At 69.3% G+C, this 12,745-nt stretch carries 11 protein-coding genes; 3 read left to right on the top strand and 8 right to left on the bottom strand.

Annotated features, from left to right (window positions below; translation table 11 throughout):
* Positions 1 to 96 precede the first annotated feature (96 nt).
* Positions 97 to 1,863, bottom strand: a complete 1,767-nt coding sequence (gene arc, locus ACZ7IF_RS14135; RefSeq protein WP_470969241.1) for a proteasome ATPase — start codon at positions 1,861 to 1,863, stop codon at positions 97 to 99.
* Between the two features lie 264 nt (positions 1,864 to 2,127).
* Between arc and ACZ7IF_RS14140 the strand changes: the two genes are divergently transcribed.
* Positions 2,128 to 2,448 (top strand): ferredoxin, encoded by a 321-nt coding sequence (locus tag ACZ7IF_RS14140; protein ID WP_470969246.1) that lies wholly within the window; start codon positions 2,128 to 2,130, stop codon positions 2,446 to 2,448.
* A 4-nt stretch (positions 2,449 to 2,452) separates the two neighbouring features.
* Here ACZ7IF_RS14140 and ACZ7IF_RS14145 read toward each other — a convergent pair whose 3' ends face one another.
* The 3 genes from ACZ7IF_RS14145 to ACZ7IF_RS14155 all read right to left on the bottom strand — a co-directional run bounded on the left by ACZ7IF_RS14145 (position 2,453) and on the right by ACZ7IF_RS14155 (position 5,284).
* Positions 2,453 to 3,028 (bottom strand): hypothetical protein, encoded by a 576-nt coding sequence (locus tag ACZ7IF_RS14145; RefSeq protein WP_470969251.1) that lies wholly within the window; start codon positions 3,026 to 3,028, stop codon positions 2,453 to 2,455.
* A 207-nt stretch (positions 3,029 to 3,235) separates the two neighbouring features.
* A complete protein-coding gene (locus ACZ7IF_RS14150; RefSeq protein ID WP_007263187.1) occupies positions 3,236 to 4,132 on the bottom strand; it encodes a tRNA (adenine-N1)-methyltransferase in 897 nt (298 codons plus the stop codon).
* 18 nt (positions 4,133 to 4,150) lie between these two features.
* On the bottom strand, positions 4,151 to 5,284 hold the full coding sequence (locus tag ACZ7IF_RS14155) for a site-2 protease family protein (protein ID WP_470969335.1): 1,134 nt from the start codon (positions 5,282 to 5,284) through the stop codon (positions 4,151 to 4,153).
* A gap of 222 nt (positions 5,285 to 5,506) precedes the next feature.
* On the opposite strand from ACZ7IF_RS14155, the gene ACZ7IF_RS14160 reads away from it, so the two are divergent.
* Together ACZ7IF_RS14160 and ACZ7IF_RS14165 are read left to right on the top strand one after the other, a co-directional pair.
* Positions 5,507 to 6,391, top strand: coding sequence for a RecB family exonuclease (locus ACZ7IF_RS14160; protein WP_470969257.1), 885 nt, complete (start codon positions 5,507 to 5,509; stop codon positions 6,389 to 6,391).
* Positions 6,392 to 6,454: 63 nt separating this feature from the next.
* Positions 6,455 to 7,126, top strand: a complete 672-nt coding sequence (locus ACZ7IF_RS14165) for a response regulator (protein WP_470969262.1) — start codon at positions 6,455 to 6,457, stop codon at positions 7,124 to 7,126.
* Positions 7,127 to 7,194: 68 nt separating this feature from the next.
* Here the strand turns inward: ACZ7IF_RS14165 and ACZ7IF_RS14170 are convergent, their stop codons facing one another.
* The 4 genes from ACZ7IF_RS14170 to ACZ7IF_RS14185 form a co-directional block, all read right to left on the bottom strand.
* The gene (locus ACZ7IF_RS14170) at positions 7,195 to 8,778 is read right to left on the bottom strand and encodes an ABC transporter substrate-binding protein (RefSeq protein WP_470969267.1); all 1,584 of its coding nucleotides are present in this window, start codon (positions 8,776 to 8,778) and stop codon (positions 7,195 to 7,197) included.
* Positions 8,779 to 8,847: 69 nt separating this feature from the next.
* On the bottom strand, positions 8,848 to 10,452 hold the full coding sequence (locus tag ACZ7IF_RS14175; RefSeq protein ID WP_470969270.1) for an ABC transporter substrate-binding protein: 1,605 nt from the start codon (positions 10,450 to 10,452) through the stop codon (positions 8,848 to 8,850).
* A gap of 481 nt (positions 10,453 to 10,933) precedes the next feature.
* Entirely contained in the window at positions 10,934 to 11,635 is a 702-nt protein-coding gene (locus ACZ7IF_RS14180) for an HAD family hydrolase (protein WP_470969274.1), read from the bottom strand.
* A gap of 113 nt (positions 11,636 to 11,748) precedes the next feature.
* Positions 11,749 to 12,745: vitamin B12 dependent-methionine synthase activation domain-containing protein (locus tag ACZ7IF_RS14185; RefSeq protein ID WP_470969280.1), on the bottom strand; the 997-nt coding region annotated here is incomplete at its 5' end.

Consider the following 12,745-nt stretch of genomic DNA (forward strand, 5'->3'; position numbering starts at 1 on the left):
AAAAGGGGAGATAGGACGGCAGCGCCGCCACCACCAGCCCACCACCCCCCCCCCCCCCCCCCCCCCCCCCCCCCCCCCCCCCCCCGCCTCGCTCCGTCAGAGGTACTGACCTGTGTTCGCCACCGTGTCGATGGAGCGTCCGGTGTCCGCGCCCTGCTTTCCGGTGACGAGCGTGCGGATGAATACGATCCGCTCGCCCTTCTTTCCGGAGATGCGGGCCCAGTCGTCCGGGTTGGTGGTGTTCGGCAGGTCCTCGTTCTCCTTGAACTCGTCCACGCACGCCTGGAGGAGGTGGGAGACCCGGAGGCCCTTCTGGTTGTGCTCGAGGAAGGCCTTGATGGCCATCTTCTTGGCCCGGTCCACGATGTTCTGGATCATGGCGCCGGAGTTGAAGTCCTTGAAGTAGAGGACTTCCTTGTCGCCGTTGGCGTACGTGACCTCGAGGAAGCGGTTCTCCTCGGTTTCGGCGTACATCTGCTCGACGACGGTCTGGATCATGCTGTGGACGGCCACCTGGGGCGAGCCCGAGTGCTCGCTGAGGTCGTCCGTGTGGAGCGGGAGGGAGGCCTTGAGGTACTTGGCGAAGATGTCCTTCGCCGCCTCGGCGTCCGGGCGCTCGATCTTGATCTTCACGTCGAGTCGTCCGGGCCGCAGGATGGCCGGGTCGATCATGTCCTCGCGGTTGGAGGCGCCGATGACGATGACGTTCTCCAGGCCTTCCACGCCGTCGATCTCGGCGAGCAGCTGGGGGACGATGGTGTTCTCCACGTCCGAGCTGACTCCGGATCCGCGGGTGCGGAAGAGGGATTCCATCTCGTCGAAGAAGACGATGACGGGGGTGCCCTCGCTCGCCTTCTCCCTCGCACGCTGGAAGACGAGGCGGATGTGCCGCTCGGTCTCGCCGACGTACTTGTTGAGGAGCTCGGGCCCCTTGATGTTCAGGAAGTACGACTTGCCGGCCGCCTGCCCGGTCACCTCCGCGACCTTCTTGGCAAGGGAGTTGGCGACGGCCTTGGCGATGAGCGTCTTGCCGCAGCCGGGCGGGCCGTAGAGCAGGATGCCCTTCGGGGGCCGCAGTTCGTGCTCCTTGAACAGGTCGGGGTAGAGGTAGGGGAGCTCGACGGCGTCGCGGATCAGCTCGATCTGGTCGCCCAGGCCGCCGATCTTGTCGTAGTCGATGTCCGGGACCTCTTCGAGGACCAGGTCCTCGACCTCGCTCTTGGGGACGACCTCGTAGACGTAGCCGGAGCGGGGTTCGAGCAGGAGGGCGTCGCCGGGGCGGATGGTGATGTCCAGGAGCGGCTCGGCGAGCCTCACCACCCTCTCCTCGTCGGTGTGCCCGACCACCAGGGCGCGCTCGCCGTCCTCCAGGATCTCCTTGAGGGTGACGATGTCCCCGGCCCGCTCGAACTCCATGGCCTCGACCACGTTGAGCGCTTCGTTGAGCATGACCTCCTGGCCGCGCCGGAGGTCTTCCGGGTCGACGCTGGGGCTCACGTTCACGCGGAGCTTGCGGCCGCCGGTGAAGATGTCGACGGTGCCGTCCTCGTTCGCCTGAAGGAAGACACCGAAGCCGGCCGGCGGCTGCGCGAGCCGGTCGACCTCTTCCTTGAGGGCCACGATCTGGTCGCGGGCCTCACGGAGGGTGTTCGCCAGTCGTTCGTTCTGCGCGGAGACGCCTGCCAGATTCGTCTGGAGCTCGACGATCCGCTCTTCGAGAATCCTCGTGTGTCGCGGAGAGTCGGCGAGCTTGCGTCGCAGGACGGCGATTTCCTGCTCGAGATAGGCAACCTGGCCAGCGGGGTCCTCAGACCCTCGCCCGGGCCGGATGCCGCGGTTGATGTCGTCGTCGTGGGCTGCCACGGTCCTCACCTCCTCCAAGGGGAGCTGGACGCTTCCTGACCCTACCTGGGCTGGTGGTGATTGAAACCCCTAGATCACAAAGACGGTAGAGGTGTGTCCGATCTTCACCCTTGCGTACTCCCTCACGCCAGGGAAATACCCACCCTTCAACATCGGAAAGCAGCCGGTTGTAAGGTCGAAGTGTTCAACACCCGTCAGGGCTCGCGCGACTTGCCGCGAGTCGCGGCCGGGGCGGATCACTCAGAGCAGGAAACGGCAGGAGATATGACCGTGCAGCAGGAGGCCCCGACGGGTGGTTCCGACGGGGCCGGGGAGCCGCTGGAGGTCTGGATCGACCAGGACCTGTGCACCGGGGACGGCATCTGCGTGCAGTACGCCCCGGAGGTGTTCGAGCTGGACATCGATGGTCTGGCGTACGTGAAGAGCGCCGACGACGAGCTGCTCCAGGAGACGGGGGCGACCACTCCGGTTCCTCTGGTGCTCCTGCAGGACGTGGTCGATTCGGCCAAGGAATGTCCGGGCGACTGCATCCACGTGAGGCGCGTTTCGGACAGGGTCGAGGTGTACGGCCCGGACGCGGAGTGACGGTTCAAACACTTCCGGCGGCCGAGTCCGTCAGCTCCTGGCGGAATTTCCCGCCGGTCCAGCGCCACTTGGCGAGCTGCTTCACATCGGGCTCGTAGCGCGGCACGGAGGGTGACGAGTAGCCCAGCAGCCGTGCGGTGACGTAGCCGTCGCGCACGGTGAGGTCGGTCGCGGTCAGGCGGCGCCCGGCGTCGAGGAGGGTGGCGACGACCCGGGGGGCGGAGCCCTCCTGCGGGTCCTGGGCCAGTACGTAGAGGGCGTGGGGCGGGGTTCCGGAGCCGGCGTCGCAGCGGACGGCCGCCACGGTCTCGGGGCGGCCGTCGCCGTCGAGGTCGCCCTGGGCGGTTCCGGTGACGGTGTGCGGGGCGCCCTTGCAGTCCAGCGGGTACGCGGCCGCGTGGGCGTCGGGGGCCGTCGGGCCCTGGGCGGCGTCCGGGCCGGGCGCGGGAGTGGCTCCGGTGGCCCGGCCTGGCTGGAGCAGTCCGGCGCCGGCCATGACGGCGGCGAGGGCGATGGCCGTGGCGAGCCAGTGGACGGGCCTGGTGCGACGGTGCGCCAGGTCGGTGGGGCTGTGCAGCACGCCGGGTGTCTCCTGTGCGAAGGGTGACGGGGAGCCAGCATCGTGCCACACCTCACACGGGGGTGGAACGGGCGGGTCCGTACCCGCTGCTCCCCGGTGGCGGCCCCGTGTCCGCACAACGAAAAGGCGCTGTGGCGCAGTTCCCGGTTCGTCCGGGGAACTGCGCCACAGCGCTTTCGTGTTGGCGGGGCCTGCTCCGTGGAGCGGTTACGCGGAGCGGTCGCTGCCGGGGCCCTCGTAGTCCTCGCCGTAGGCGCCCTTGGAGGGGCGGCGGCGGCGCATGGGGGGCTCGACTCCGTCGGCGAGGCGGCGGGCGGTGACCAGGAAGCCGGTGTGTCCGATCATCCGGTGGTCGGGGCGGACGGCGAGGCCTTCGACGTGCCAGTTGCGGATCATCGATTCCCACGGCTGCGGTTCGGCGTAGCAGCCGAACTCGCGGATGGACTCGACGGTGCGCGAGAGCTGGGTGGTGGTGGCCACGTAGCAGCAGAGGATGCCGCCGGGGACCAGGGCCTTGGAGACGGCCTCCAGGCACTCCCAGGGGGCGAGCATGTCGAGGATGACGCGGTCGACGTCGGTGTCGGACAGGTTGTCCTGGAGGTCGCCGACGGTCAGCTGCCACGCGGGGTGCGGGCCGCCGAAGTAGCGCTCGACGTTGGCCGTGGCGATCTCGGCGAAGTCCGCGCGGCGCTCGTAGCTGTGGAGCATGCCCTGGTCGCCGATGGCGCGCAGCAGGAAGCTGCTGAGGGAGCCGGAGCCCACTCCTGCTTCCACGACGCGGGCGCCGGGGAAGATGTCGGCGAAGGCCAGGATCTGGCCCGCGTCCTTGGGGTAGACCACGGCGGCACCGCGGGGCATGGACAGGACATAGTCGGGGAGCAGGGGGCGCAGCGCGAGGTACGCGACGTTCCCCGTGGTACGGACAACACTGCCCTCGGGAGCACCGATCAGCTCGTCGTGCGGGAAGGAACCCTTGTGGGTGTGGAAATTCTTCCCGGCTTCGAGCGTGAACGTGTAGTGGCGGCCCTTGGGGTCGGTGAGCTGAACCTGGTCCCCGACCTCGAAGGGCCCGCGTCGGCGGGCGGCACCGGTCGGTTCGGACATGTGACCAGTGTATTGGGTTCAGGACTGGGGCCGTGCCATGGCCTTCACGAAGGCCTTCTCGACGTCGAGGGTGGACAGGACGCCGTAGATCTCGCCGGTGGGTTCGAGGACGAGGTACTCGGTGGCGGGGGTGGCGCGGAGGTGGTCGAGGAGTTCTTCGCCGGTGAGGTCCGCGGAAACCTTCATGCCGTCGGTGAGGTCCTGGGCGAGGGTGCTGACGGCGACCCAGGGGCGGCGGTGTTCGGGGACGGAGGCGATGGCGGTCTCGCGGACGATGGCGGTGGGGTCGCCCTGGCCGTCGACGACGACGAGGGCGCGGGCTCCGGCTTCGTTGGCGCGGCGGAGGGCTTCGGAGAGGGGGGTGGCGGTCTGGACGGGGATGGCGCGGCGGGTGAGGGTGCGGGCGCGTAGTTCGGGGAGGTGTTCGCGCAGGCGTGCCATGCGGAGGCTGTTCCCGGCGCCGGTCCAGATGATCGCGGCCAGGATCGCGGCGAGGAGGGCGTCCATGACGGTGTCCATGCCGCCGATTTCCTGGGTGGGGTTGCCGAGGACTCCGGTCTGGGTGAGGAGGGGCAGTCCGATGAGGACGGCGACGGCGAGGGCGCGGCCGACCCAGGCGGCGGCGACGGTGCCGGTCATGGGTTTGCCGGTGATGCCCCAGATGACGGCGCGGAGCATGCGGCCGCCGTCGAGGGGGAGGCCGGGCAGGAGGTTGAAGGCGGCGACGAGGAGGTTGGAGATCATCAGGCCGGCGAGGAGGACGCCGGGGACGGTGGCGGGGTGGACGGCCTTCATTCCGAGGTAGAAGGCTCCGGCGAGGGCGAGGGAGAGGAGGGGGCCGACGAAGGCGAGGACGAATTCGCGGCCGGGGGTCTCGGATTCCTTCTCGATCTCGGAGACTCCGCCGAAGAACTGGAGCTGGATGCGGCGCACGGGGAGCTTGTAGCGGAGCGCGGCGATGGTGTGCGCGAGTTCGTGGACGAGGACGGAGGCGTAGAAGGCGACGGCGAAGAAGAGGGAGACGAGGTAGCGGGCGGGGCCGAGGTCGGGCAGGACCCGGTCGAGCTGGTCTCCGAAGACCCAGGTGATGAGCGCGGCGACGAGGAACCAGCTGGGCGAGACGTAGACGGGCACGCCGAAGGGGCGGCCCATGAGGATGCCGCCGCCCGGGTCGGAGCGCTTGGACCTGCGCTCGCCGGTTTCGTCGGTGTCTGCCACGGTCTTCCTTCGTTCGTGCGGTGCTTCCAGTGTGGTCCACGTCGCGTCGGTGGCGCGTGCGCTGTTGCGCGGTGTGATGCTCCGATCATGCAGTGCGAGGGGCCAGTAGTCGATGGTATGCGCGTGCTGTCCGTCCCGGGTCGTAGGGTTTCACGCATGACGACGACCCCCGGTGCCGGTTCCGCAGATGCTTCTTCGGGTGCTTCCCGGCCGACCTCGCTGTCCCCTTCGCGGGCCGGTGACTTCATGCAGTGCCCGTTGCTGTACCGGTTCCGGGTGATCGACCGGCTTCCGGAGAAGCCGAGTGCGGCGGCGACGCGGGGGACGCTGGTGCACGCGGTGCTGGAGCGGCTCTTCGATCATCCGGCGCACGAGCGGACGGTGCCGCGGGCGAAGGAGCTGCTGCCGGGGCAGTGGGAGCGGTTGCTGGAGGCGAAGCCGGAGCTGGCGGAGCTGTTCCCGGAGGGGGACGAGGGGGCTGGGCTGGCGCGCTGGCTGTCGGAGGCGGAGGCGCTGGTGGAGCGCTGGTTCACGCTGGAGGACCCGACGCGGCTGGAGCCGGTGGAGCGGGAGTTCTTCGTGGAGACGGAGCTGGAGTCGGGGCTGCGGCTGCGCGGGATCATCGACCGGGTGGACGTGGCGCCGACGGGTGAGGTGCGGATCGTCGACTACAAGACGGGCAAGGCGCCGCGGCCGGAGTACGCGGAGGGCGCGCTGTTCCAGATGAAGTTCTACGCGCTGGTGGTGTGGCGGCTGCGGCAGGTGGTGCCGCGGCGGCTGCAGCTGGTCTACCTGGGCAGCGGGGACGTGCTGACGTACGACCCGGTGCCGGCGGATCTGGAGCGGGTGGAGCGGAAGCTGCACGCGCTGTGGGAGGCGATCCGGGAGGCGACGGAGACGGGTGACTGGCGTCCGCGGCCGACGAAGCTGTGCGGCTGGTGCGACCATCAGGCGGTGTGTCCGGAGTTCGGGGGCACTCCCCCGGTGTATCCGCTGGTGGTCCGGCCCAGGGACGGGGCGGATCGCCCGGCCGGTTCCTGATCGTCCGGTCAGGGCAGAATGGGCGGCGTCCGCCGTTGCCGCCCGACGAATACGAGGTACCCCGTGGCGATCCGCGTCCTGCTGGTCGACGACCAGCCACTGCTGCGCACCGGTTTCCGGATGATCCTGGAGGCGGAGGGGGACCTCGTGGTGGTGGGTGAGGCCGGGGACGGTCTGCAGGCGCTGGAGCAGGTGCGGGCGCTGCAGCCGGACGTGGTGCTGATGGACATCCGGATGCCGCGGATGGACGGGGTGGAGGCGACCCGGCAGATCACCGGGCCGGACCGGAACGGGCCGGCGAAGGTGCTGGTGCTGACCACCTTCGATCTGGACGAGTACGTGGTGGAGGCGCTGCGGGCGGGGGCGAGCGGGTTCCTGCTGAAGGACGCCCCGGCGAACGAGCTGGTGCAGGCGATCCGGGTGGTCGCGGCGGGTGAGGCGCTGCTCGCGCCGAGCATCACGCGGCGGCTGCTGGACAAGTACGCCGGTCATCTGCCCTCGGGTGAGGACAGCCTGCCGGACACGCTGGGGACGCTGACCGAGCGTGAGGTGGAGGTGCTGAAGCTGGTGGCCCGGGGGCTGTCGAACGCGGAGATCGCGGCGGACCTGTTCGTCAGCGAGACGACGGTGAAGACGCACGTGGGGCACGTGCTGACGAAGCTGGGCCTGCGCGACCGGGTGCAGGCGGCGGTGTACGCGTACGAGAGCGGTCTGGTCCGTCCGGGCGCGCAGTAGCGGGTACGGGTACGGCTCCGCCCCGGCTCCCTCGTGGGGTGCCGGGGCGGAGGTGTGTCCGGGGCGGGTCAGCCCTTGCTGATCTCCCAGAAGCGGAAGACCGTGGAGGCGTCCAGGGACCACTGGAGACCGGTCACGTTCTGGCGGGCGACGGCGTACTGCTTGCCCTGCCAGAGCGGGAGGATCGGGAGCTCGTCGGCGACGATGTCCTGGAGGCGGGTGTAGTCCGTGTTGGCCGCGGTGCGGTCGGACTTGGTGGAGGTCGCGGGGATGATGGTCCCGCTGATCTCCTTGTTGTCGTAGTTGTTGTGCAGGACGCTCTCCGGGCCGAAGAACGGCTGGGTGAAGTTGTCGGCGTCCGGGTAGTCGGGGACCCAGCCCTTGACGTAGACGCCGTACTTGCCGGCCTCGATGTCCTTCTCGTACTGCTCGAACTCGACGGACTTGACGTCGGCTTCGAAGAGGCCGCTCTCGTTGAGCTGCTTGGCGATGACCTGGAACTGGTGGTCGGTGGACGGGCCGTAGCGGGCCGGCGTGGACCACAGGGTCAGCTTGACCTTGCCGGAGATGTTGGCGGCCTTGAGGACCGCCTTGGCCTTCTCCAGCTGGGGCGAGCCGCCGTAGCGGTCGAAGTAGGGGGTGGTGTGTCCGGCGATGCCGGCCGGGACGATCGAGTACAGCGGGGCGGCGGTGCCCGCGTACACGTCCTTGACGAGCGCTTCGCGGTCGACGAGGTAGGCGATCGCCTTGCGGACGGGGAGCTTGCCGACGACGGGGTCGTTGACGTTGAAGACCAGGTGCTGGACCTCGGCGCCGGTGCCCTGGACGACGTCGACCTTGTTGTCGCCGGTCTTGGTGGCGGCGAGGCCGGCGATGTCCTTGGCGGCGAGGCCGCGGAAGGCGAAGTCGACGTCGCCGCTCTCCAGGACGGTCTTGAGGCCGGCCTGGTCGCCGTTGAAGAACTTCAGCGTGACGCCGGTGTTCTTGGCCTTGGCCTTGCCGCTGTAGGAGTCGTTGACCGAGAAGTTGGCGCTCTTCTCGCTGAAGGCGTCCAGCTTGTAGACGCCGGAGCCGATCGCCTTGTTGTCGGTGCGGAGCTTGTCGGCCGGGTATTCCTTGTGGTCGACGATGGCGCCCGCGCCCGACGCGATCTTGCTGGGGAAGGTGGCGTCGGACGACTTCAGCTTGAAGACGACGGTCTTCTCGTCGGGGGCCTCGATGCTCGCGATCGACGAGAGCATCACGGCGGGGCCGTTGGCGTCGTTGATCTTCAGCGTGCGCTCGAAGGAGAACTTGACGTCCTTCGAGGTCAGGCTGTTGCCGTTGCTGAACTTCAGGCCGCTGCGCAGGGTGCACTTGTACACCTTGCTGTCGCCGCCCTCGAAGTTGCAGGCCTGGGCGGCGTCGGGCTCGGGGGTGGTGCCGCCCTTCGGGAACGTCAGCAGGGACTGGAAGACGTTGTTGAAGAGCAGCCAGGAGCCCGGGTCGTAGCCCGACGCGGGGTCGGTGGACTTCACCTTGTCGGATATGCCCATGACCACGCCCTTGCCGTTGCCGGCGGCGGAGCCGTCCTGCGAACCGCAACCGCTGAGCAGCGCTGCGGCAGTGGCCGCGCCGAGCGGGGCTGCCAACCACTGGTTACGTCTCTTCACGCGAATTCCTTCACAGTCTTGTCTGGTCGTTGCGCCGGCCTGCGACGTCCGCCGCCGGTCCTGCCGGTCTCAGCCGCTGACACCCCGGCCGAGTTCCCACAGCTGGAGGTCGGAGATGGCGTTGACCGACCATTCCACTCCGGTGATCCCGTCGCGTGCGGCGACGTACTGCTTGCCCTGCCACAGGGGCAGGACGGGGACGTCGTCGGCGACGATGTCCTGCATCTCCGTGATCGCGGGCACGGCGACGTTGCGGTCGGCCGCGCGGCGGGACTCGGGGATGAGCCTGGTGCGCACCGCGGTGTTGGCGTACGGCGTGCCCAGGAAGTTGTCCTGCTCCAGGAACGGGGCGAGGAAGTTGTCGGGGTCCGGGTAGTCGGGGAACCAGCCGAGCCCGTAGGCGGCGTAGTCGCCCTTCTTCTGGGCGGGGCGGAAGGTGCCCCACTCGTTGCCCTGGACGGTGATGTCGAACAGCTGGGTGGAGTTCAGCTGGGTCTTGAGGGCCTCGAACTCGGCGGCGGTGCCGTCGCCGTAGTGGTCCGTGGTGTAGTTCAGGGTCAGCTTGACGGGGGTCTTGACCCCGGCGGCCTTGAGCAGCTCGGCGGCCTTGGCGGTGTTGGCCTCGCCGTACTTGTTGAAGAACGAGTTGACGTGGCCGGGCACGGCGGTGGGGACGAGCGAGTACAGGGGCTGCGCGGACTTCCCGTAGACCTTGGAGATCACGTTGTTGCGGTCGACGGCGGCGGCGAGGGCCTGGCGCACGGCCTTGTTGTTGACGGTCGGGGCGTCGGTGTTGAAGCCGATGTAGCGGATCTCCAGGCCGGGCATCGGGGTGAGCTTGACGCCCTTGGGGGGAGTCTTGGCGAACTCGGTGATCTGGGCGGGCGACAGGGTGCGGGAGACGACGTGGATCTTCCCGTCGGTGAGCGCCTTGCCCATGGTGGCGGAGTCGTCGAAGGTGCGCAGCTCGACCTTGTCGTTCTGCAGCTTGACGTCGCCCTTGTAGTTCGGGTTCTTGGTGAAGACGGCACGGACGAGGTGGTTGTCCTTGACCTCGGCCTTCATCGTGTACGGGCCGGAGCCGTCGACGGTGAAGCCGGGGCGGAGCTTCTTGGCCTCGTAGTTCTTCTCGCTGACGATGCCGGCGGCGGGGGTGGCGAGCTTGTACGGGAAGGTCGCGTCGGCGGTCTTCAGGTGGAAGACGACGGTGTCGGCGCCCTTGGTCTCGACGGTGTCGAGGGTGGAGAGGAGGGCGGAGGGGCCGTTCTCGTCCTTGATGGCGCGGACGCGGTCGATGGAGAACTTGACGTCCTTGGCGGTGACCGGGTCGCCGCTGGCGAACTTCAGGCCGGGCCGCAGCGTGCAGCGGTAGCTCTCGTTGCCGGTGTCGGTGAAGCGGCAGTCGGAGGCGGCTTCGGGGACGGGCTGGCCGCCGCCGCGCGGGGTGCGCACGAGCGTCTGGACGGTCTGGCGCAGGATGTTCCAGGCGCCGGCGTCGTAGGCGTAGGCGGGGTCGAAGGGGGCGGGGGCGTAGTCGGCTGCCTCGAACCGGTCGGTGGTACCGACGACGATCGCTCCGGACGCTGCTCCTCCGCCGCTCGCGCTGCCGCAGGCGGACAGCGCGGGGGTGAGCAGGCCGATCGCGGCCGTCAGCACCATGGTCTTGCGGTTCATGCTGGAAGTACTCCCTCACCCGGCACTTGTTCAAAGCGGCGTAGAGGGCACTTCGCGGCGGTCGCCCGTTCAGGGCGGAACGATCGGGCCGGTGTTTGACGATCGGTCCACGCGCGTACCGGCGCAAGGGTGCGCGGCCGGTGCGGCAAGGGTGTGTGCGGAGTGCCCGCGTCGACATTAGTGGGCTGGGGCGGGATGGCTGGAACTGGCAGGAGTTGGGGTGTAATCGCACCGTGATGGGTGCGGACTTACCGCTTATGCCGGAGTCCTCGCAGATGCGGTCAGGAGATGATCAATCCGGACACAAAGGAAGCCCCCGGAGCCTGTGGACGGGCTCGTCGGGGGCTTGCCGGGTGACCAAGGTCACCTGAAATGTCCCTCACGGACAGGATGGAATTTCGGCCTCCGGGGTTAGGGGCGGAAGATCCTCCCGTCAGGCCCGGGGCTCGCCCCCGTTCTGTTCGGTACGGAGCGTGCGCGCTCAGTTCATCGGAGTGATGAGGGAGCGCAGGAACGGGAGGTCCACGTCCTCCAGCGAGCGGACGATGGTCCGGCCGGGCGCGGGCTCGATGACGCCGACGGAGGGGACGGCCACGACCCGGCAGCCGGCCGCCTCGGCGGCGGCGACCCCGGTGGCGGTGTCCTCGATCACGGCGCAGCGCGAGGGGTGCGCGCCCAGGGTGCCGGCGGCGATCAGGTACGGGTCGGGGTGGGGCTTGGTACGGGGTACCTCGTCGCCTGCGACCGTCAGCGTGAAGCGGTCGCGGCCGAGGGTGAGCAGGACCTGGTCGATGACGCGGCGGTGCGAGGCGGAGACGAGGGCGGTGGGCACGTTGTGCCGGGCCAGCTCGCTCAGCAGCCGCTCGGCGCCGGGCATCAGGGGGACCCGGTCGGCGATGCGGGCCTCGAAGCGCTCGTTGAGCAGGACGCTCAGCTCGGCGAGGCCGATGTCGGCCCCGGTCGCCTCGATGAGGAAGGAGGCGCTGCGGCTCATGGGACCGCCGACGACCACGTCCCGCCAGGAGTCGTCCAGGCGGTGGCCGAGCTCGCGGAAGATCTGTTCCTCGATCTCCCACCAGAAGCCCTCGGTGTCGACGAGGGTGCCGTCCATGTCCAGCAGCACCGCCTGCAGTGCGTGCCCGTCGGCCGTGCGGGCGACGGGGGCGGGAACGGTGCTGGTCATGGGTTACGCCTCTCTGGGGGACGACAAGGCCGGCCACCTCGCCCCGCGGGATGATCTCCCTCGGGAACAGGTGACCGGCCTGTTTGGGACCGACCAGTGTACGCCGGTCCGTGTCAGCGTGCGTTGAAATACTTCGCTTCGGGGTGGTGAATCACCAGAGCGTCGGTGGACTGCTCGGGGTGCAGCTGGAACTCCTCCGAGAGGTGGACGCCGATCCGCTCCGGCTGGAGGAGGTCGGCGATCTTCGCGCGGTCCTCCAGGTCGGGGCAGGCGCCGTAGCCGAGCGAGAAGCGGGCGCCGCGGTACTTGAGGTCGAACATGTCCTCGACCTTCTCGGGGTCCTCGCCGCCGAAGCCGAGCTCGGCGCGGACCCGGGCGTGCCAGTACTCGGCCAGGGCCTCCGCCAGCTGGACGGACAGGCCGTGCAGCTCCAGGTACTCGCGGTAGGAGTCGGACTCGAACAGCTTGGCCGTGGCCTCGCCGATCCTGGAGCCGACGGTGACCACCTGGAGGCCGATGACGTCGGTCTCGCCGGACTCCTCCGGGCGGAAGAAGTCGGCGAGGCACAGGCGGCGGCCGCGGCGCTGGCGGGGGAAGGTGAAGCGGGTCCGCTCGTTGCCCTGCTCGTCGAGGATGATCAGGTCCTCGCCCTTGGAGACGCAGGGGAAGTAGCCGTAGACCACGGCCGCTTCCAGGAGGTTCTCGGTGTGCAGCTTCTCCAGGAGGCCGCGCAGGCGCGGACGGCCCTCGCTCTCGACCAGTTCCTCGTACGTGGCTCCGCCGGCGCGGGCCTGCTTGAGGCCCCACTGGCCCTTGAACAGGGCGCCCTCGTCCAGCCAGGAGGCGTAGTCCTTGAGCGGGATGCCCTTGATGACGCGGGTACCCCAGAAGGGCGGCGTGGGGACCGGGTTGTCGACGGCCACGTCGGAGCGGCCGCCGGTCTCCTCCGGCTCCTCCGCCTGGAGGGCGGGGGTGTCCCGCTTGGCGACGCGGCGCTGCTTGAGCTCGGGCAGGGCGGCGCCGGGGACTCCGCGCTTGACGGCGATCAGCGCGTCCATCAGCCGCAGGCCCTCGAACGCGTCACGGGCGTAGCGGACCTCGCCCTCGTAG

This window comes from Streptomyces sp. NPDC037421 (genome assembly GCF_055602105.1).